The following is a 19,448-nucleotide window of genomic DNA, read 5'->3' as shown; positions in this document are numbered from 1 at the left end:
GGTCCCGCGTGCGGCCATGCCAAGGAGTGAAGCAGTTATACACGGTGTCAACAAGGGTTCTGTGTCGGATCTCTCGGTCGGATCCCTCGCCGAGCGCCGCCCGGTGACGACGGGCCAGACTGGCGGTATGGACCCGGTCACCGCACTCGAACGGATCGCCTTCCTGCTCGAACGGGAGCTGGCCTCGCCGTACCGGGTGAAGGCCTTCCGTACCGCGGCCGAGGCCGCCGCCGCCCTCCCGACCGGACCGCTGGACGCCGCGCGGGCCGCCCGGGTGCCCGGCATCGGCCCGGTCACCGCCGAGGTGATCGCCCAGGCCTCGACCGGCCGCACCCCCGACTACCTGGCCGAGCTGGAGCAGCGGGCCGGGCCGCTCGCCGAGGGCGGCGAGGAACTGCTCGCGGCCCAGCGCGGCGACTGCCATCTGCACTCCGACTGGTCCGACGGCGGCAGTCCGATCGGTCTGATGGCCCGCACCGCACGGGATCTCGGGCACGAGTGGGCGGTGCTCACCGACCACTCGCCCCGGCTCAAGGTCGCCCGCGGCCTCAGCCCCGAACGCCTGCGGCAGCAGCTGGCGCAGGTCGCCGGGGCCGGCGCCGGCCTGGCGCCGTTCCGGCTGCTCACCGGGATCGAGTGCGACATCCTCGACGACGGCTCGCTCGACCAGGAGCCGGAGCTGCTGGCGGAGCTGGACGTGGTGGTCGCCTCGGTCCACTCCAAACTCCGGATGGACCGGGCGGCGATGACCCGTCGCCTGCTCGCCGCCGTCCGCAACCCGCGGGTCGACGTCCTGGGCCACTGCACCGGGCGGCTGATCGCCGGCAGGACCCGCCCGGAGTCCACCTTCGACGCCGAGGCCGTCTTCGCCGCCTGCGCGGAGTCCGGGACGGCCGTCGAGATCAACTGCCGTCCCGAGCGCCGCGATCCGCCCGCCCGGCTGATCGCCCTGGCGGCCGAGGCGGGCTGCCTGTTCTCGATCGACACCGACGCCCACGCACCCGGCCAGCTGGACTGGCAGGCGTACGGCTGCGCCCGGGCCGCCGCGGCCGGGCTGGACGCCGAACGGATCGTCACCACCTGGCCGGTGGAGCGACTGCTGGCCTGGGCGGGCGAGCGCGGGTAGGCCCGGGGGGCGCGCGGGATCGGGTGCAGAGCGCCGGTGTTGTGCGCCGTGCGCCTCGTTGCCCGACGACCGGTCAGCGGGCAGTGTGTGTCGCGGTCGACCCTGTACGGCCGGTACGGCCCGTACGGCAGAGGAAGGGACGGAATCCCAGGCATGGCAGCCAAGATCCTGATCGTGACCGGTGACGCGGCGGAGTCGCTGGAGGTGTTCTACCCCTACCAGCGGCTGCGGGAGGAGGGTTACGAGGTCCACATCGCGGCGCCGAGCAGGAAGCGGCTGCAGTTCGTGGTGCACGACTTCGTGGACGGCTTCGACACCTACACCGAGAAGCCCGGTTACACCTGGGAGGCCGACCTGGCGGTGGCCGAGGTCGACCCGGCCGACTACGTCGCCCTGGTGCTGCCCGGCGGCCGCGCCCCGGAGTACCTGCGCAACGACGCCGAGGTGCAGCGGGTGGTGCGGCACTTCTTCGAGCTGGACAAGCCGGTCGCGCAGCTCTGCCACGGCCCCCTGATCTCGCTGGTCGGCGGCACCCTGGCGGGCCGCCGGACGGCCGCGTACCCGGCGCTGGAGCCCGATGTGGTGGCCGGCGGGGCGGGCTACGTGGACGGCGAGGCCGTGGTCGACGGTGTGCTGGTCTCCGGCCGGGCCTGGCCGGACCACCCGGGCTGGATGAAGGCCTTCGTCGAGGTGCTGCGGGACAAGGCGCCGGTGGAGTGAACCGCGGGCGGCCGGCCCACCCCACCGGGGATGGGCCCGCGGCCCGCGACGGCGGGGGCCCGCAGGTCGTCGGCGGCAGCGGTGAGCTCCGCGGGCAGGAGTGGGACGGCGGCGCCGGAGGGGCCGTGGGCGGGGGGAAGGCGTTCCCGAGAAAGGGGTGGGCCCCGATTCAGTCGGCCAGCAGATCGGCGCGGGGCGGGTTGGCGCCCGGCACCGAGCAGGTCAGGGCGGCCACCCGGCCGGCGAAGCGGCAGGCCTCCACGGCCCGGTCGAGGGTCAGGGCGTCCAGTCGGCCGCCGAGCAGCCCCTGGCCGCCCAGATGGTGCAGCAGCCCGGCGGTGAAGGCGTCGCCCGCGCCGACGGTGTCGACCACCGTGACGGGCTCCGCGGGCAGCGCGGCCCGCGCGCCGTCCAGCGAGACGAGCGCCCCGGCCGCGCCCAGAGTGACCACCACCAGCCGAACCCCTGCGGCGTGCCAGCGGTCGCAGGCCTCCTCCGGGGCGGCCCCCGGCAGCAGGTGGCCGAGGTCGTCGTCGCTGAGCCGGAGCACGTCCGCCAGCTCGCACCAGCGCGTCAGCCGCTCCCGGTAGGCGGCGGGCGCGACCAGCAGCGGCCGGACGTTGGGGTCGACGGACACGGTCGCGCGCCCCGCCGCGCGGGCCAGCAGCTCCTCGACCACCGGGCCGCCCGGCGTCCGGACCAGGGCGAGGGAGCCGGTGTGCACGCAGACCGGGTCGCCCGCGGGTTCGGCGGCCAGCTCGGACGCCGTCCACTGCCAGTCCGCGGTGCCCTCGGCGTGGAAGGAGTAGTCGGCCCGGCCCCGGACGTCCAGGTCGGCGACGGCCAGGGTGCTGGCCTCGGCGGCCGGAACGCAGCCGGTCAGGTCCACTCCCGACTCCGCGAGGTGGGCCCGGAACAGCCGGCCGAACACGTCGCCGGACAGCCGGCCGAGGAACCGGGTGGGGGTACCGAGCCGGGCCAGTGCCACCGCCGTGTTGGCCGGACCGCCGCCCGGGTGCACCCGCAGGGCCAGCTCGCCGTGCGTCCCCCGACGGCTGTCGGTGAAGGCGTCGGCCACGCACTCCCCGAGCACGGTGATCTGGCGGCGGGACATGGCGGCTCCTCGGGTCGCGGCGGCCGGACGGCTCCGATCGGGTCACATCATCCACCGTGGCCCGCACGGTGTGCCGCGACGGGGCATCGGGGGCACTGTGTGGGTATGGCATGTCAACACGAGCGCAACGCCCACCGGGACGTGCTGGACCGCTACACCGAGGCCGTGGCCGAGTTCGACCGGCTGGTCGGCATGGTCCTGCGGCGCCAGTGGGAGCTGCCCACGCCGTGCTCCGAGTGGACCGTCCGCGACCTGGTCAACCATCTGACGGCCGAGCAGCTGTGGGTGCCCGAGATGCTGGCCGGTGCGACGGTCGCGCAGGTCGGTTCCTACTTCGACGGCGATGTGCTGGGCGCGGACCCGGCTGGCACCTGGGCCGCCGCGGCCGCTGCCGCGGGCGCGGCGTTCGCCGTTCCCGGGGCGCTGGACCGGACCGTCCACCTCTCCTACGCCGACCGGGACGGCCTGGGCTACTGCCGGGAGATGGCGGTGGACGCGGTGGTGCACGGCTGGGATCTGGCCCGGGCGCTCGGCGGCGCCGGGCGGATGTCCGCGCAGGCCGCCGGTTTCGCGCTGGCCGAGGTCCAGCGCTACGGGGACCTCTCCGTGACCGGGATGTTCGCCCCCGCCGTGCCGACCGGCCCGGACGCCGACCCGCAGACCAGGCTGCTCGGTCTGGCCGGCCGGGATCCGGGCTGGTCGCCGCCGGGGTGATCCCCGCGGTACGGGCTCAGCAGTCCCGGAACTCCGGCGACTGGTTGAGCAGCTGTGCCCGTACCGAGGTGAACCGCCGGTAGGTCTCGCCCTGCTCCGCGCCCGGGTGGAAGACCGCCACCCGGTGGCAGTTCTGGAAGGCGAGGCGGACCCCGAAGTGCCGTTCCAGGCTGCCCCGGATCGCGTCACTGGCCAGCGCGCGCAGCAGCTGGCCGCGCTCCGGTTCCGAGGGGGCGGTCGTGTTGTCGGCGAACTCGGCCACACCGCCGCGCAGTTCGGCGGCGAGGTCGGAGATCAGCCGGTACGCGTAGGGCAGCGAGGTGCGGACGGTGTCGACGAACGCGGTCTCGTCGACCTCGTCGCGCTCGGCCTGGGCCAGCAGGGTGGGGGAGACGTCGAGGGACATGCGCCAGCTCCTTCTTAGAAGTGAAAGTCATTTCCAATTTCGGGATCCTGCTGGTCCGCTGACGAACTGTCAAGCCGGGGCTGGGCCGTTCGGGTCCGTGCCCTGCTGCGGTCGCGCCCGACGGCCGCCGTTCCTAGGCTGGAGGCGGAACCGAGGAGGCGCCGCATGGCACAGCAACCGGACCTGGGGGGTGGGGCGGACCGGCGGATTCTGGACCGGATCGGGGAGATGGTCGCCGCCGAACGGGACCTGCGGGCGCTCCTCGCCGAGGGGCGGATCGACCCCGAGACCGAGCGGCAGCGGCTGCGCGACATCGAGCAGCAGCTCGACCAGTGCTGGGACCTGCTGCGTCAGCGGCGGGCCCGCTCGGAGGCCGGGGAGGATCCGAACCTGGCGAGCGTGCGCAGCGTCGAGGAGGTCGAGCGGTACGAGTCCTGAGCCGACGGCCGTGTCCGGGTCGACGGCGGCCGGGACGGCGGCCGCGTCGGGGCTGGGGGCCGGGCCGTCGGGGCCGGGCCGGGCTCAGGCCTCGTCCAGCACCGCCGCGTCGAGGGCGGTCGTGACGCGCGCCAGCAGGGCGCGCAGCTCGGTGAGGTCGGAGAGCGGGAGGCCGGCCGAGCGGCCGATCCGGCGCGGCACCTCCAGGGCCGGCCCGCGCAGCGCGTCCCCGGCCGGGGTGAGGCTCACGGTGACGGAGCGCTCGTCCTCGGGGCTGCGCTCGCGGCGGACCAGGCCGGCCGCCTCCAGGCGCTTCAGCAGCGGGGAGAGGGTCCCGGAGTCCAGGCGCAGGCGCTCGCCGATCTGCTTGACCGGCAGCTCGCCGTGCTCCCAGAGCACCAGCATGACGAGGTACTGGGGGTAGGTCAGGCCGAGGTCCCTGAGGGCGACCCGGTAGACGCTGCCGAAGGCGCGCGCGGCGGCGTGCAGGGAGAAGCAGATCTGCTGGTCGAGGCGCAGCAGCTCCTCGTCCGGCAGTGCGGGGAGCGTGGTCATGGCTCCAGGGTACCGACTTCTCTCCGCACCATTCAGTTGTGCGCAATTTAGTTGTGTGCTCTACTTGTGGCCATGGGGCAGCCCGGGGATCGGGGCCGCCGAGGCGAGAAGGGAACCGGAATGGACGCGCTCTACACCGCTGTGGCCACTGCGAACGGCCGCGAGGGCCGCACGGTCAGCTCCGACGGCCAGCTGGACCTGGCGCTGGCGATGCCGCCGGCGCTCGGCGGCAACGGTCAGGGCACCAACCCCGAGCAGCTGTTCGCGGCCGGCTACGCGGCCTGTTTCGCCAGCGCTCTCGGCCTGGTCGGGCGGCAGTCGCGGGTGGACACCAGCGAGGTGTCGGTGACGGCAGAGGTCTCCATCGGCAAGGACGGCGCCGGTTTCGGCCTCGCGGTGACCCTGCGGGTCGAGCTGCCGGACGCGCTGGCCGGCGAGCCGGGCGAGCTGCTCGTCAAGCAGGCGCACGAGGTCTGCCCGTACTCCCGGGCCACCCGCGGCAACATCCCGGTCGAGCTCGTCGTCGAGTAGTCGACCTGTCGACCGGCTGTGCCGGAACGCCCGAGGGCCGTACCACCACGGTGGTACGGCCCTCGGGCGTTCGGCGTTCCGGCGGCCGGGCGGACCGGCGGCCGGGGTGCGGTCAGAGCGGCAGCAGGTCCGGGCGCTTGGCCTCGACGTTGTCGCCGGACGACTCGCCCCGGATCCGGCGGCCGACCCAGGGCAGCAGGAAGGTGCGGGCCCACTGCAGGTTCTCCCGGCGCTGCTCGGCCGGGGTCGGGGCGGGCCCGGCCGGCCACGGCGCCTCCGGGTCCGCGGCGACCGGCAGCCCGAGCGAGCGGGCCGCGAGCAGGGCGACCCGCTGGTGGCCCTCGGGGGAGAGGTGCAGCCGGTCGTCGCTCCAGGCCCGGCGGTCGTGCACCGAGCGCAGCGACCAGAGATCGGCCACCACGCAGCCGTTGCGGTCGGCGATCGCCCGCAGGTGCACGTTGTAGGTGGCGATCTTGCCCCGCAGGTGGCGCAGGACCGGCACGTCGCGGGTGTCGAAGCCGGTGCAGACCAGCACCGTGCCGGCGCTGCGCCGGAGTTCCACCACGGCGCTCTCGAACCGCTCGGCGACCTCGTCCGGGTCGCTGCCCGGGCGCAGGATGTCGTTGCCGCCGGCGCAGAAGGTCACCAGATCGGGCTGGATCCGCCGTACCTGCGGCACCTGTTCGGCCGTGATCTGGTCGAGCAGCCGGCCGCGGACCGCCAGGTTGGCGTAGCGGAAGTCGCCGTCCCGGTGCTGGTCGGCGAGCATCCCGGCGAGCCGGTCGGCCCAGCCGGCGAACTGCCCGTCCGGGCCGGGGTCGTTCAGGCCTTCGGTGAAGGAGTCGCCGAGGGCGACGTACGAGCGGAGGTCAAGGGTCTCCTGGTGATCGGCCATGACGAAGATAGTTCACCTTGTGAAGTGACTTACGCGACCGTAGGTGGGGCATGGCGGAGCGTGATCTCCGCCACGGCCCGGGGACGGGCGGCCGCGGCGGCCGGCGCGGCCGTAGGCTGGGAGGCCGCATGGCCCGCTCCCGGGCCGCCGCGCCCCGGCCCCGAGCAGGAGTCCCGTCATGTCCGACGCCACCCCGACCGACGCCACCCGCGACGAGAAGGCCAAGCGCAAGGCCATGATGATCAGGGCCTCGATCTACATCGCGGGCACCCACCTCTTCGCCGGCTTCGTGATCGTGCTCTTCGCGCTCGGCAACCGCTGAGCGCTCCACCGGGGGCGACCGCCCGGCGGCTCAGAACACCACCTCCGCGACGCCGGCGACGAGGCCGACCGCGATGCCCAGCAGCGGCACGCCGATCAGCCCGGCCAGGGCCGCGAAGACATAGCCCTCGGCCTCCTGGAACCGGCCGTGCCGGGCGCACGAGAGCAGCCAGGCCGTGAGGGTGGCGCCGACCACCAGGATCAGCCCGGCTGCGATGCCGTACTTCACCACCGGCTCCGAGGACGGCTCGTACGCGGCGCCGTGGCTCAGCCGGACGGCGAGCCGGGTGCCCGGCCGGTGGTCGGCCGCGGCGCCGCGCAGCACCATCGGGCGGACCGCGTCCGCGGAGGCGCCCGCCGGGGTGAACTCGCCGCGGCAGTCCCGGCCGTTGTCGTCGCCCTCCGAGTCGTACACCTCGTAGCACCGGGAGACCACCAGGTCGCCGCCGGGCGGGCCGATGCCGAGGGCCGCGCCCATCCGCTCACCGGCCAGGAACCAGATCCCGCTGCCCGTCCCCACCAGGCAGGCCACCGCCGCCAGGGCCGCTGCCGCACGTGCCAGTCGACGCCACACGCCGTCCCTCCCCACTCCCCGGGAGCTCCCCATCCTCCCGGTCGTCGCCCTCGCGCTCTACCCCGCACCGGTGCGAGCGCACAGCCTGGAGCGGGCCGTTGCTCCCCTTGTGCGGAGGATCGACCGTTGTGTCCGGATCCGCCCCGAACAGCTCATGAACGGACGGTGCGGCCCGGTCCGCGCCGCCGTGGCCGGGCTGATCGCCGCCGCCCCACGTCCGGTGCCGCGGCGACTGCGACCGGCAGTCGCCGCAGGTCTGCAACCGCGGTACCCGCGGCGGGATCTACTGGTACCGGGCGGGCTGGAACGTCCCCGCGACGGTGCGCCGTCGACACCCCCGGCCGCCGACGGCCGCTCAGAGCGGGGTGGCGGCCTTGAGCAGGAGCAGCAGGGCCACGGCGGCGTTGAGCGAGGATGCCGCGGAGACCGCCGTGCCGGCGGCGGCGACCATCGCGGCCAGGCCGGCCCGGCTGTGCGCCGGGGGCCAGCCGGTGGTGTGCGGGCCTGGTGCGAGCAGGGCGGCCACCCGGCGCGGGACCGGCCCGGGGCCGGGCTCGGCGAAGGCCGGCAGGCCGGGCAGCGTACCGGGGCCGTGAGCGGTGAACGGGCCGGAGATCAGCGCGGCCCTGGCGACAGCGCGGGCGGTGAGGCGGCGGTCGCCGACCGACCGGGCGGCCTCCTCGTCGGCCCACCGCTCGGTGCTGTAGGCCACGGCCTGGCGCAGCGGGCGCAGGCAGGGGTTGACGCAGGCGGCGAGCCGGGTGGCCAGCAGGTACCGGTGGTGGCGGTGGGTCAGGTGGGCCCGTTCGTGGGCCAGCAGGACCGTCCGCTCGGCGGCGGTGAGGCCGGCGAGCATGCCGGTGGAGACCACGACCCGGCCGGTCACGCCGGGCAGCGCATAGGCGTACGGGCGCTCGTCCGGGAGGACCGCGACCTCGGCGCCGGCGGCCAGCCCGTCGAGGGCCTGGCGGCAGCGGGACCGGACCCGCAGGTGCCGGCGCACGGTGTGCGCGCATGCGGCGACCACCACCAGCAGGGCGACGACGGCGGAACCGCCGACCGTCCGGTGGAACGGGACGGCGTCGCGGACCTCGGGGTCGGACCAGCTGTCCGGCAGCGGATTGCCGGGAATGTGGGCGGTGCCGACGACGAACAGCAGGCTGAGGCTGATCGCGCAGCTGGCCGCCATCACCACGGCGATGACGGTGAGCAGCCGGGCCGCGGTGCGGGGGTGCAGGTGCTGTTCGGCGAGCCGGGCGATGGGCAGGGCGGTGAGCGGCAGGACGAGCGGGAGGAAGACGAACACGCCCACGGTTCAGGCCTCGGGGCCGTCCGCCGCGCTGTCGAGCAGGGCCCGCAGCAGTTCCTCGTCCTGGGGGAGCAGCGCGCTCACGAAGCTGGCCAGCACCGCGTCCCGGTCCGCCTGGGTGTCCAGCACCCTGCGCATCCGCAGGGCGGCGAGGCCGGCCGCGTCGGAGGCGGCCAGCCAGTGGTAGGAGCGGCCCGTCCGGGAACGCGACACCGCGTTCTTGGCGTGCAGCCGGGACAGGATGGTCATCACCGTGGTGTAGGCGAGATCGCCCTCCAGCTGCTGCTGGACCCAGCCCGCGGTGACCGGTTCCGCGGCGGTGCGCAGCGCGGCCAGTACCTGGGCCTCCAGCTCGCCCTGGCCGCGTCGGCGGACGCGCGGGAAGGCGACCGCGCCCGGCGGTCGGTGGTCTGTGGTGGTGTCGCGCACGGCGGTGGTCCCTCCGGTCCTGCGGCTCCGGGCTGCCGGGGCGCTCGGGGCCATTCTACTGAGGCACCGTGAGCTGTGGCCGCACGGTGGGGTCGTGGGCGTCGAAACGCGGAGGGATTGTCCTGGATGGGCGGTATGCTCCGATTCGTCTTCGTCCGGTCCATGCGGTCGGGACCGGCCCGGCGGGCGGACGGACCGTCAGTTCGGCGACCCGCCGGAGTCGGCGGCCACGGTGAAGGGGGTAGGTGCGGATGGCGGGGCGGCGCAGTCACCGGAAAGCGGTGCTCTGGAGCGTGACCGGCGTACTCGCGTTGATCCTGCTGGCGGGTGCGGCGACCTACTACCGGCTGGACGGCAACCTCCGGATCTTCGACGGCGGCGCACTGAGCCCGGACCGCCCGGCGGCCGCAGGCCCGGACGCGGACGGGCGCACCCCGGTCAACGTGCTGCTGATCGGCTCCGACTCGCGGGACGGCGCCAACCGCGACCTCGGCGGCGGGGAGGAGAGCGGAGCCCGCTCGGACACCACCGTCCTGCTGCACGTCTACGCCGACCACCGGCACGCCGTCGGCGTGTCGGTGCCGCGCGACTCGCTGGTCGACGTCCCGGCCTGCCGACTGCCGGACGGCAGCTGGACCAGACCGCGCAGCGGGGTGCTCTTCAACAGCGCCTTCGAGGTCGGCGGCGCCGAACAGGGCAACCCGGCGTGCACCCAGAACACCGTGGAGAAGCTGACCGGCCTGCGGGTCGACCACACGATCGTGGTGAATTTCGCTGGTTTCGCCGCGATGACCAGCGCCGTCGGCGGGGTCGAGGTGTGCCTGCCGAAGGCCGTCCACGAGGGCGACCTCAACCCGAACCTCGGCCGGCCCGGCCGGCTGCTCTTCGGCCAGGGCAAGCAGAAGGTCCAGGGCCAGAGCGCGCTGGACTACGTCCGGCTGCGCCACGGCATCGGCGACGGCTCCGACATCGGCCGCACCAAGCGCCAGCAGGCCTTCCTCGGATCGCTGCTCCGGCAGGTCAAGGGCGTGGGGATGAACCCGACGACGCTGCTGCCGCTCGCCGACGCCGCCACCGGCTCGCTGCTGGTCGACCCGGGGCTCGGCTCGGCGGCGAAGCTCCTCTCGTTCGCGCTGTCGCTGCGCGACATCGAGCTGCGCGACGCGCGCTTCCTCACCGTGCCCTGGCGCTACGAGGGTTCCCGGGTCGCGCTGGCCCAGCCGGACGCCGGGCAGCTGTGGGCCGCGCTGCGGGCCGACCGGCGGCTGGACGGGTCGGACGACGCGGGCGGGCCCTCGCCCGACTCCCGGGGGGTCTCCCTCGCGGTCCGCAACGCCGCCGGTACGGCGGGCCTGGCCGCGCGGGCGGCCGAGCGGCTGGAGGCGGAGGGCTACACGGTGTCCGACCGGGCCGACAGCGCGCCGACGACCCGCGCGGTGACCGTGGTCCGCCACGGCCCGGGGCAGGCGCAGAGCGCCCGGGAGGTGGCGGGGCTGTTCCCCGGCGCGGTCCTGGAGTCCGTCGACGAGCCGGGCCTGGTCCTGCTGCTGGGGCGGGACTTCGCGAAGGCGTCGCCGTCGCCGTCGCCGAGCGCCCCGCCGACGGGCCGGCTGCCCGCCTCGGTGACCGCCGCGGGCCGCTCCGCCGCGGACGACCCGTGTACCGACCTCTCGTACGGCTGACGGCTCACCAGCGGGCGGATGGGCCCGGCCGATTCACGTGCGATCTACAGTGCTGTAGATTCAGCAGTGCGCTGAGATGCAGGTAGCCGGCCGCTCGCGGCCCGGCACGGGGTAGCAGGAGGACACCATGGGAGTCTCGCTCGCCAAGGGCGGCAACGTCTCGCTGACCAAGGAGGCCCCGGGCCTCACCGCGGTCATCGTCGGCCTCGGCTGGGACGTCCGGGGTACCACCGGCGCCGACTTCGACCTCGACGCCAGCGCGCTGCTGTGCAACGAGGCCGGCCGCGTCCTCGGCGACCAGCACTTCGTCTTCTACAACAACCTCCGCAGCCCGGACGGTTCGGTCGAGCACAGCGGTGACAACCTCACCGGTGGCGGCGACGGCGACGACGAGCAGATCAAGGTCGACCTGGCGGCCGTGCCCGCCCAGGTCGTCAAGGTGGTCTTCCCGGTCTCCATCTACGACGCCGAGGCCCGCCGGCAGAGCTTCGGCCAGGTGCGCAACGCCTTCATCCGGGTCGTCAACCAGGCCGACGGCAGCGAGGTCGCCCGCTACGACCTCACCGAGGACGCCTCCACCGAGACGGCCATGGTCTTCGGTGAGCTCTACCGCTACGGCAACGAGTGGAAGTTCCGCGCCATCGGCCAGGGTTACGCCTCCGGTCTGCGCGGCATCGCCCTGGACTACGGGGTCAACGTCTGACCGCCACCCGCCGCGGCCCCGACCCCGATCAGGGGCCGGGGCCCCGTCGTACCCGTGGACGGCCTCTGGTAGAACTCGACCGATGCACCGCCGGACGAACGGACCGGGCCCCGGCCGGGTTCCAGAAGGAGCGCCGCAGTTGACCACCGAACGCATCGGCCCGCCGCTCACCGGCGGTGAGCGCGAAATGCTGCGCGCCTTCCTCGACTTCCACCGGGCGACCCTGGCGATGAAGTGCGACGGCCTGACCGACGAGGAACTGCGCCGGGCGTCGATGCCACCCTCCACGCTCACCCTGCTCGGGCTGGTCCGGCACATGGCCGAGGTCGAGCGCACCTGGTTCCGCCGGGTCGTCAACGGCGAGTCGATCCCGCTGGTGTACTCCGACACCGACGACTACCAGGTCGCCTACGACGCGAGCGGGGCCACCCGCTCGGAGGCCTTCGCGGCCTGGGAGGCCGAGGTCGAGCACTCCCGCCGGATCGAGCGCGAGGCGCAGTCCCTGGACGTCCTCGGCCACAACGCCCGGTGGGGGGACGACGTGTCGCTGCGCCTGGTGATGCTTCACCTGATCCACGAGTACGCCCGGCACAACGGCCACGCCGACTTCCTGCGCGAGGGCATCGACGGGACCGTCGGCGCCTGACGGGCGCTCAGGAGACCCCGGCGCGGCCACTCGGGAGACCGCGGCGCCGACCAGTTCGGCGAACTCCTCCGGACTCAGCACCCGGACGCCGAGCTCCTCGGCCTTGGCCCGCTCGGAGCCGGCCCGCTCACCGGCGACCAGCGGCGCCGTGCGCTGGGAGACGCTGGACGAGGCCTTGCCGCCGGCGCGCTCGATCCGCTCGTTCATCTCCGTCCTGGACAGCTGCGCGAGCGGACCGGTCATCGGCGCCTCGACCCGGGGGACCACGTCGCCCGCCCGGTGGACGAAGACCTGATCGCCGATCAGCAGGCCGCGGCGGGTGATGTCGGCCGGGTTGTGCAGGGTGGCGTAGGTGATCGTCACCCCGTCCACCTCGACCGGCTCCAGCACGGCGCGCGGGGCGATGACGCCGGTGCGGCCGACGTTCCACTCCACCTCGACCAGCCGGGTGACCTCGTGCACGCGGGCAGCTTGTAGGCGACCGCCCAGCGGGGCGCACGCGAGCGAACATCATCTCGAACGGCACTGACAGTGCAGGTCGGCGGCGGGTTCAGGCCCCCCGGCCCGGCGTGGCCCGGACGCGTTCGAGCCGGGCGGCGGCGGCCGAGAGCAGCAGCTCCAGCGCGAGCGGGTAGCCGCTGCGCCGCATGTCGGTGACCAGCAACCGGGCGGTCGCGGCGATGTTGGGGTGGGTCTCGGCCGGCAGCCGGGCGTAGTGCCGGTGCCAGACGTCCAGGTCGGCCGCCCAGGCGGGGCCGGGCAGCGCGGCGGCGGCCGCGTCCTGGGCGGCGAAGGCCAGGCCCTGGTCGACGAAGGCGTGGTAGATCGCCACCGCCTCCGGGTCGGGGAAGCCCGCACCGCGCAGGATACCGAGGATCGTCTCCACGGCCCTGGTCTCGTTCTCCCGCCCGGTCGTCCGGTACGCGGCCAGCAGCGCGGCCTGCGGGTGCGCCTGGTACGCGGCGTGGATCCGCAGGCCGATCTCGCGCAGGTCGGCCTGCCAGTCGCCGGTGGAGCGCCAGTCCTGCTGGGCCCGGGCGATCAGCTCGTCCGCGATCGCCAGCAGCAGGTCGTCGGTACTGCGGAAGTACCGGTAGATCGCGCTCGGGTCGGCGCCGAGCGCCGCGCCGAGCCGGCGGACGGTGAGCGCCTCGGCGCCGTGCTGGCGCATCAGCCGCAGCGCGGTGGTGACGATGACCTCCGCCGACAGGACCGTGCCCTGCTTGGTGGGGCGCCGCCGGCGGCGCTCGGGTTCCGGGACCACTCGGTCGTTCATCGCGCTCGCTCCTGCGGTCGTCCGACTGCCTGGGGATTCTCGCCTGGGGATTCTCGGCTGGCCGCACCTTATGACAACGGCATTGACCTGAAAAGGCCACCAGGAGTTTCATGACCAGCCACCGGGGCCCGACGCGGCCCCCACGGTCAAGGCGGTGGTCCGTTGGCAGCAATGGCGAAGGACGAGGCGAGAGCCCTCAGAGCGGACGGCGGCGGGCCCGGCGGCGAGGCGCGGCACACCTCGATGCGCAGGACGCTGGGCGTCATGGACGGGGTGGCCATCGCCGCCTCCAGTACCGCCGCCACCTCCAGCATCGGCATCGGCCTGGGGCTGACCGCCGCGGTGGTCGGGCTGCACCTGCCGGCGATCATGCTGCTGGCCTTCCTGCCCGTCCTCGGCATCGCCGGGGCCTACGGGCGGCTCAACCTGGTCGAGCCCAACGCCGGCAACTCCTACACCTGGGTGGGCCGCACGCTCAGCCCCTGGCTGGGCTTCCTCACCGGCTGGGTGAACACCGTCGGCACCATCGTGTTCATGGCCTACACCACGGCCGTCACCGGCTCCGCGCTCGTCCAACTGGCCGGCGAGGCCGGCCTGCACAGCGCGTTCGGCCTGACCCTCGACCCGGACTCCACCGCCCAGACCACCGTGATCGGCCTGGTGGTGCTGGCCGTGGCCACCGTGATCGCGATCCGCGGTCTCGGTCTGGCGGCCCGGCTGCAGAAGTACCTGCTGGTCTTCGAGTACCTGGTGCTGCTCGGCTTCTGCGGGTACGGCCTGTTCGCCGGCAGCCAGCCGTTCTCGCTGAGCTGGTACAACCCGCTGGACATCCCCTCGTTCGGCGCGCTGGCCCAGGGCATGGTGCTCGCCGTCTTCTGCTACTGGGGCTTCGAGTCGGTGTTCAGCGTCGGTGAGGAGGTCCGCGAGCCGAAGGACGCCTCCCGCGGCGGCATGATCGCGCTGGTCACCATGGCGCTGCTGTTCCTGCTCGCCGGCACCGCGTTCCAGCGCGTCCTGCCGCTCGACGAACTGGCCGACAACGGTGCCCAGGGGCTGACCTACTTCGGCAACAAGCTCGCCCACCAGCCGCTCGCCGCCCTGCCGTTGATCGCGCTGACCTTCTCCGCCGTCGCCTCCCTCCAGGCCAACGTCATCCCGACCGCCCGGGGCACCTACGCGATGGGCCGCGACGGCACCCTCGGCGCGATCTGGACCAGGATCCACCCGCGCTACGCCACCCCGGTCGCCGGCACCGTGCTGATCACCGTGATCGCCTCCGCCGTCGCCCTGATGTCGCTGGTCATCCCGACCGTCACCGACCTGATCAACGCCGCCGTCAACGCGATCGGCATCGTGGTCGCCCTCTACTACGCGCTGACCGCCGTCGCGGCCGCGGTGCGCTTCCGCCACCTGCTGCGCAGCTCTCCGTGGGAGGCGCTGCGGGCGGTGGTCGGCCCGCTGCTCGGCGCCGCGGTCCTGCTGGCCGTCGGCGGGTACCTGGCCTGGAGCTTCTACGACTCCGCCGACCACTTCGAACTCAGCGCCGACAACGGCTGGTTCCAGCTGCTGGTCCCCGTGCTGATGATCGGCAGCGGCCTGCCGGTCGCCGCCTGGGCCCGCTGGGGGCGCCGCTCGGCCTACTTCCGGACCGGCGAGGGCACCGACGGCGAGGCGCCGGGCGTCCTCCGGTAGTCCTGCCGTACCAAGGTCCTGCGACCCCGACGCCGATCCCGGCCCCGTACTCCGCTTCCGTACTCCGCTTCCGTACTCCGTTTCCGCACCGCACAGTTGGAGCAGCACCCATGACCCATGCCGATCTGGTCCTCACCGGTGGGCCGATCTTCACCGCCGACCCGGCCCGGAGCCGGGCCACCAGTCTCGCCGTCACCGGAGAGCGGATCACCGCCGTCGGCCACGACGAGGTCCGCGAGCTGATCGGCCCGCGTACCGAGGTGGTGGACCTGGCCGGCCGGATGCTGGTGCCCGGCTTCCAGGACGCGCACGTGCACGCCGTCTACGGCGGCACCGAGTTGGGCGAGTGCGACCTGAGCGGCACCGTCGGGACGGAGGACTACCTGCGGCGGATCCGGGCCTTCGCCGAGGCCCACCCGGAGCGGGCCTGGATCACCGGCAGCGGCTGGTCGATGGAGAGCTTCGACGGCGGCCGCCCGACCCGGCAGCTGCTCGACTCGGTCGTCGCCGACCGGCCGGTCTACCTGCTCAACCGCGACCACCACGGCGCCTGGGCCAACACCCGGGCGCTGGAACTGGCCGGACTCACCCGCGACACCCCGGACCCGGCCGACGGGCGGATCGAACGCGAACCGGACGGCACCCCGTCCGGAACGCTCCAGGAGGGTGCCACCGCCCTGGTCGCCCGGCTGGTGCCGCCGACCACGGCCGCCGAGCGGCTGGCCGGGCTGCTCCGGGCCCAGGAACTGCTGCACTCCCTCGGCATCACCGGCTGGCAGGACGCCCTGCTCGGCGTCTTCAACGGCCAGCCCGACCCCACCGACGCCTATCTGGCCGCGGCCCGTGCGGGCACCCTCACGGCCCGGGTCACCGGGGCGCTCTGGTGGCAGCGCGACCGCGGCGCCGAGCAGATCCCCGAGCTGGTCGCCCGGCGCGCCGACACCGCACACGGCCGGTTCCGGGCCACCGCCGTGAAGATCATGCAGGACGGCATCGCCGAGAACTTCACCGCCGCGATGACCGCGCCCTACCTGGACGGCTGCGGCTGCGCCACCGCCAACAGCGGGCTGAGCTTCGTCGACCCGCAGGCCCTGCGCTCGTACGTCACCGCGCTGGACGCCCTCGACTTCCAGGTGCACTTCCACGCTCTCGGCGACCGCGCCGTGCGCGAGGCCCTGGACGCCGTCGAGGCCGCCCGGACGGCCAACGGGCGCCGGGCCACCCGGCACCACCTGGCCCACCTCCAGGTGGTCCACCCCCAGGACGTGCCGCGGTTCGCCGCGCTCGGGGCGATCGCCAACATCCAGCCGCTGTGGGCAGCGCACGAGCCGCAGATGGACGAGCTGACCATCCCCTTCCTCGGCCCCGAACGGGCCGCCTGGCAGTACCCGTTCGGCGACCTGCTGCGGGCGGGTGCCACGCTGGCCGCCGGCAGCGACTGGCCGGTGAGCAGTCCGGACCCGATCGCCGGCCTGCACGTGGCGGTCAACCGGATGGAGCCCGGGGCCACGGACGGCCGGGTCTTCCTGCCGGAGCAGCGCCTGGACCTGGGGGCCGCGCTCGCCGCGTACACGGCCGGCGCGGCGCACGTGAACGGGCACGACGACGCGGGCAGCCTGCGGGTGGGTCACCTCGCGGACCTGGTGCTGCTGGACCGGGACCCGTTCGCCGGGCCGGCCGAGGAGATCGCCGCGACCCGGGTGCTGCGGACGTGGGTCGGCGGGCGGACGGTGCACGCCGCGCGGTGACGGTGCACGCCGCGCGGTGAGGTCACCCCGGTCCGGGCCGGAGCCGGGCATTAGGTTAGCCTTGCCTAAAACCGGCTGGGCGGGGTGCTGCCGCCCCGGAAGGGATCGACCGTGCAACCGATGGAACTCGACGGCGAGGTCGCCCTGGTCACCGGCGCCGGTCAGGGCATAGGTGCGGCCGTGGTCCGGGCGCTGGCCGCCCGGGGTGCCAAGGTGGCCGCGGTGGACCTCCACGCGGCCGGGGTCGAGGCTCTCGCCGCGGACCACCCGGACGCGGTGCACGCCTACCCGGCGGACGTGTCCGACTCCGCCGCCGTCGAGGCGGTGGTCGAGCGGGTCGAGGGCGAGCTCGGCCCGCTCACCGTCCTGGTCAACGTCGCGGGCATCCTGCGCACCGCCCGCGCGCTCGACCTCACCGACGAGGACTGGGCGGCCACCTTCGCCGTCAACACCTCCGGCGTCTTCCACCTCAGCCGCGCCGTCGCCGGGCGGATGGCCGGGCGCGGCCGGGGCGCGGTGGTCACCGTCGGGTCCAACGCGGCCGGCGTGCCCCGGGTCGGCATGGCCGCCTACGCCGCCTCCAAGGCCGCCGCCACCATGTTCACCAAGTGCCTCGGGCTGGAACTGGCCCGTTCGGGCGTGCGCTGCAACGTGGTCTCGCCCGGCTCCACCGACACGCCCATGCAGCGCGCGCTCTGGTCCGCCGACGAGGAGGCCTCCGCCGCCCGGGTCATCGCCGGCGACCTGGACTCGTACCGGGTCGGGATACCGCTCGGCCGGATCGCCGAGCCGGCGGACGTCGCCGAGGCGGTCGTCTTCCTCGCCTCCGACCGCGCCCGCCACATCACCATGCACGACCTGTACGTGGACGGCGGCGCCACCCTGCGGGCCTGAGTCGGTCGGCGGGTCGGCCGGTCAAGCGGTCAGGCCCGGTGCGGGCACCGCGTGCTCCGCGGCGCGGCCGACCTGCTCCCGCGGCGTCTGTCCGATGGGTGGTCAGTGATGCGCTGTGGGGCCGGAAGCGGCGGACGCCGACGACGGTCTCGGCCGGGCCGTCCCGGATCCGCGTCCATCCGCGTGAACGTCACATCCGTACCGTCATCCCGCAACCGGTGGACCAGGTCCGCCACCGGCTCGGGTGCGGTTCACGCGGAGGGTGCCACCTCGGCTTCAACACCGGCGCGTACAAGGACCGAACACCGTCGAGCCGACTCGCAGCCATCCCCATCCGGGCCCGCAGGCGGCAAAGAGGCGGGCCTTGGGTGTGACATCGACCACATCCCTCCCGTCGAATGCCGGCCAGCTGTCGCTCGCGACACCAAAACCCGCAGGTCAGAGCCACGGTCGAGGTCCCGAACGAACCAGGGTCCGTTCAAAACGATCTAGCTCCCCACGGGGGATTGAGCCTAGCCTGCCCGCCATGTCCCAGAACACGAACACCCCCGGTCTCCCCGGGCAGCCGGCGGCTCCGGTCGGCGACTCCGTCAAGGTGCAGCGCCAGGTACAGCAGCAGGCGGGCGTCGGACCGGTCTCCGGTGGCGGCGGCACCCTCTTCTCCGAGCCGGTCCTGGTGGTGAACCAGAAGGCCAAGCTGATCGAGCTGACCAACGAGTACTCGGTCTTCGACCAGCAGGGCGCCACGCTGGGCTCGGTGGTCCAGGTCGGCCAGAGCGGTCTGCGCAAGGTGATACGGCTGCTCTTCTCCATCGACCAGTACCTGACCCACAAACTGGAGATCCGTGACGCGCAGGGCACTCCGGTGCTGCTGCTGACCCGCCCGGCGAAGTTCATCAAGTCGCGGGTGATCGTGCAGCGTCCGGACGGCCAGGAGGTTGGCCAGATCGTTCAGCAGAACGCCATCGGGAAGATCAATTTCGCGCTGGAGGTCGGCGGACAGAAGATCGGCGCCGTCAAGGCGGAGAACTGGCGGGCCTGGAACTTCTCCATCGTCGACGAGGCGGACACCGAGATCGCCCGGATCACCAAGACCTGGGAAGGCCTGGCGAAGACGATGTTCACCACGGCCGACAACTACGTGCTCCAGATCCACCGCCCGCTCACCGACCCGCTGCTCAGTCTTGTCGTGGCGACCGCGCTGACCGTGGACACCGCGCTGAAGCAGGACGCCCGCGGCCTCGGATAGCGGCAACCCGTACGCTGTTTCGAGCCCCGCCCCCCGACCGTCCCGGGAGGCGGGGCTCTCCCATGTCCGGTACGCCGTCGGACCCTGCCCGGCTGTCCCACCGTCAACCGGTCGGCGGTCCGCCCCGCGCGGCGGAACTCTGTCGGCCGAGCGGAACAGGTCGGTCGACCACGTGCGCAGCCGAGCTGGGCCCGTATGCCGTCCACGGACCTGATCGGCCGGCATCAACGGCTCGATCCGGCCGCGCGGCGCATCACCGACCACCGATCGGACAGACACATCCGATCAACAGCTCAACCCGTCAGAGGGACACGCTCTCTCGCGCGCGGCGTCAGCCCTCGCGGATTCGTCCGGGTGCGGAGGTGTCCTGCCGCTCCCGGTGGAAGCGCACCCGACGCCGATTGCTCACCCGTACCTGGTCGAAGC

The 19,448-nt window shown here is 73.9% G+C and carries 21 protein-coding genes and 1 pseudogene; 13 read left to right on the top strand and 9 right to left on the bottom strand.

Features of this window, described 5'->3' with window-relative positions:
• Window positions 1-127: 127 nt before the first annotated feature.
• Entirely contained in the window at window positions 128-1,126 is a 999-nt protein-coding gene (locus tag OG871_RS08030; RefSeq protein WP_371495419.1) for a PHP domain-containing protein, read from the top strand.
• A gap of 153 nt (window positions 1,127-1,279) precedes the next feature.
• Window positions 1,280-1,846 carry a DJ-1/PfpI family protein gene (locus OG871_RS08025; RefSeq protein ID WP_371495417.1) on the top strand — a complete coding sequence of 189 codons (567 nt, stop codon included), beginning with the start codon at window positions 1,280-1,282 and terminating at the stop codon, window positions 1,844-1,846.
• A 169-nt stretch (window positions 1,847-2,015) separates the two neighbouring features.
• On the opposite strand, the gene OG871_RS08020 is transcribed toward OG871_RS08025, so the two are convergent.
• The gene (locus OG871_RS08020) at window positions 2,016-2,960 is read right to left on the bottom strand and encodes a carbohydrate kinase (RefSeq protein WP_371495416.1); all 945 of its coding nucleotides are present in this window, start codon (window positions 2,958-2,960) and stop codon (window positions 2,016-2,018) included.
• 105 nt (window positions 2,961-3,065) lie between these two features.
• Here OG871_RS08020 and OG871_RS08015 point away from each other — a divergent pair, with 105 nt between their 5' ends.
• Window positions 3,066-3,674 (top strand): TIGR03086 family metal-binding protein, encoded by a 609-nt coding sequence (locus OG871_RS08015; protein ID WP_371495414.1) that lies wholly within the window; start codon window positions 3,066-3,068, stop codon window positions 3,672-3,674.
• Window positions 3,675-3,690: 16 nt separating this feature from the next.
• Here OG871_RS08015 and OG871_RS08010 read toward each other — a convergent pair whose 3' ends face one another.
• On the bottom strand, window positions 3,691-4,080 hold the full coding sequence (locus OG871_RS08010; protein WP_371495412.1) for an SCO5389 family protein: 390 nt from the start codon (window positions 4,078-4,080) through the stop codon (window positions 3,691-3,693).
• Window positions 4,081-4,245: 165 nt separating this feature from the next.
• On the opposite strand from OG871_RS08010, the gene OG871_RS08005 reads away from it, so the two are divergent.
• Window positions 4,246-4,518 carry a DUF2630 family protein gene (locus OG871_RS08005; RefSeq protein WP_371495410.1) on the top strand — a complete coding sequence of 91 codons (273 nt, stop codon included), beginning with the start codon at window positions 4,246-4,248 and terminating at the stop codon, window positions 4,516-4,518.
• Window positions 4,519-4,602: 84 nt separating this feature from the next.
• On the opposite strand, the gene OG871_RS08000 is transcribed toward OG871_RS08005, so the two are convergent.
• On the bottom strand, window positions 4,603-5,073 hold the full coding sequence (locus OG871_RS08000; protein ID WP_371495408.1) for a MarR family winged helix-turn-helix transcriptional regulator: 471 nt from the start codon (window positions 5,071-5,073) through the stop codon (window positions 4,603-4,605).
• Window positions 5,074-5,193: 120 nt separating this feature from the next.
• Between OG871_RS08000 and OG871_RS07995 the strand changes: the two genes are divergently transcribed.
• On the top strand, window positions 5,194-5,604 hold the full coding sequence (locus OG871_RS07995) for an organic hydroperoxide resistance protein (protein ID WP_371495406.1): 411 nt from the start codon (window positions 5,194-5,196) through the stop codon (window positions 5,602-5,604).
• Window positions 5,605-5,716: 112 nt separating this feature from the next.
• On the opposite strand, the gene OG871_RS07990 is transcribed toward OG871_RS07995, so the two are convergent.
• Window positions 5,717-6,499, bottom strand: a complete 783-nt coding sequence (locus OG871_RS07990; protein WP_371495404.1) for an SGNH/GDSL hydrolase family protein — start codon at window positions 6,497-6,499, stop codon at window positions 5,717-5,719.
• A gap of 178 nt (window positions 6,500-6,677) precedes the next feature.
• Between OG871_RS07990 and OG871_RS07985 the strand changes: the two genes are divergently transcribed.
• Entirely contained in the window at window positions 6,678-6,821 is a 144-nt protein-coding gene (locus tag OG871_RS07985) for a DUF6126 family protein (protein WP_371495402.1), read from the top strand.
• Between the two features lie 30 nt (window positions 6,822-6,851).
• Here OG871_RS07985 and OG871_RS07980 read toward each other — a convergent pair whose 3' ends face one another.
• The 3 genes from OG871_RS07980 to OG871_RS07970 form a co-directional block, all read right to left on the bottom strand.
• Window positions 6,852-7,394, bottom strand: coding sequence for a hypothetical protein (locus OG871_RS07980; protein ID WP_371495399.1), 543 nt, complete (start codon window positions 7,392-7,394; stop codon window positions 6,852-6,854).
• Between the two features lie 355 nt (window positions 7,395-7,749).
• Window positions 7,750-8,706: a M56 family metallopeptidase gene (locus OG871_RS07975; protein ID WP_371495396.1), complete on the bottom strand. Its 957-nt coding sequence runs from the start codon at window positions 8,704-8,706 to the stop codon at window positions 7,750-7,752.
• A 3-nt stretch (window positions 8,707-8,709) separates the two neighbouring features.
• Window positions 8,710-9,186, bottom strand: a complete 477-nt coding sequence (locus OG871_RS07970) for a BlaI/MecI/CopY family transcriptional regulator (RefSeq protein WP_371495394.1) — start codon at window positions 9,184-9,186, stop codon at window positions 8,710-8,712.
• Between the two features lie 239 nt (window positions 9,187-9,425).
• Here OG871_RS07970 and OG871_RS07965 point away from each other — a divergent pair, with 239 nt between their 5' ends.
• The 3 genes from OG871_RS07965 to OG871_RS07955 all read left to right on the top strand — a co-directional run bounded on the left by OG871_RS07965 (window position 9,426) and on the right by OG871_RS07955 (window position 12,163).
• On the top strand, window positions 9,426-10,814 hold the full coding sequence (locus OG871_RS07965) for an LCP family protein (protein WP_371495392.1): 1,389 nt from the start codon (window positions 9,426-9,428) through the stop codon (window positions 10,812-10,814).
• Window positions 10,815-10,941: 127 nt separating this feature from the next.
• A complete protein-coding gene (locus OG871_RS07960) occupies window positions 10,942-11,517 on the top strand; it encodes a TerD family protein (RefSeq protein WP_371495390.1) in 576 nt (191 codons plus the stop codon).
• Between the two features lie 187 nt (window positions 11,518-11,704).
• Window positions 11,705-12,163 carry a DinB family protein gene (locus tag OG871_RS07955; RefSeq protein ID WP_371503239.1) on the top strand — a complete coding sequence of 153 codons (459 nt, stop codon included), beginning with the start codon at window positions 11,705-11,707 and terminating at the stop codon, window positions 12,161-12,163.
• On the opposite strand, the pseudogene OG871_RS07950 reads toward OG871_RS07955, so the two are convergent.
• Window positions 12,101-12,666 (bottom strand): annotated as a pseudogene (locus OG871_RS07950) (BRCT domain-containing protein); the annotation flags it as partial. The gene OG871_RS07955 and the pseudogene OG871_RS07950 sit on opposite strands and share 63 nt — an antisense overlap.
• 47 nt (window positions 12,667-12,713) lie before the next feature.
• A complete protein-coding gene (locus tag OG871_RS07945; protein WP_371495388.1) occupies window positions 12,714-13,439 on the bottom strand; it encodes a TetR/AcrR family transcriptional regulator in 726 nt (241 codons plus the stop codon).
• A 171-nt stretch (window positions 13,440-13,610) separates the two neighbouring features.
• Between OG871_RS07945 and OG871_RS07940 the strand changes: the two genes are divergently transcribed.
• The 4 genes from OG871_RS07940 to OG871_RS07925 all read left to right on the top strand — a co-directional run bounded on the left by OG871_RS07940 (window position 13,611) and on the right by OG871_RS07925 (window position 19,022).
• A complete protein-coding gene (locus OG871_RS07940; protein WP_371503238.1) occupies window positions 13,611-15,131 on the top strand; it encodes an APC family permease in 1,521 nt (506 codons plus the stop codon).
• A 110-nt stretch (window positions 15,132-15,241) separates the two neighbouring features.
• The gene (locus tag OG871_RS07935; protein WP_371495386.1) at window positions 15,242-16,879 is read left to right on the top strand and encodes an amidohydrolase; all 1,638 of its coding nucleotides are present in this window, start codon (window positions 15,242-15,244) and stop codon (window positions 16,877-16,879) included.
• Between the two features lie 120 nt (window positions 16,880-16,999).
• A complete protein-coding gene (locus OG871_RS07930) occupies window positions 17,000-17,773 on the top strand; it encodes a 2,3-dihydro-2,3-dihydroxybenzoate dehydrogenase (protein ID WP_371495384.1) in 774 nt (257 codons plus the stop codon).
• 364 nt (window positions 17,774-18,137) lie between these two features.
• Complete coding sequence (locus tag OG871_RS07925; RefSeq protein WP_371495382.1) at window positions 18,138-19,022, top strand: phospholipid scramblase-related protein; 885 nt, start codon at window positions 18,138-18,140, stop codon at window positions 19,020-19,022.
• Window positions 19,023-19,448 lie beyond the last annotated feature (426 nt).

It is taken from the genome of Kitasatospora sp. NBC_00374, assembly GCF_041434935.1.
GTDB lineage: Bacteria > Actinomycetota > Actinomycetes > Streptomycetales > Streptomycetaceae > Kitasatospora.
The sequence above is the reverse complement of the archived record's forward strand: the minus strand, read 5'-3'. Positions and strand labels throughout refer to the sequence as shown.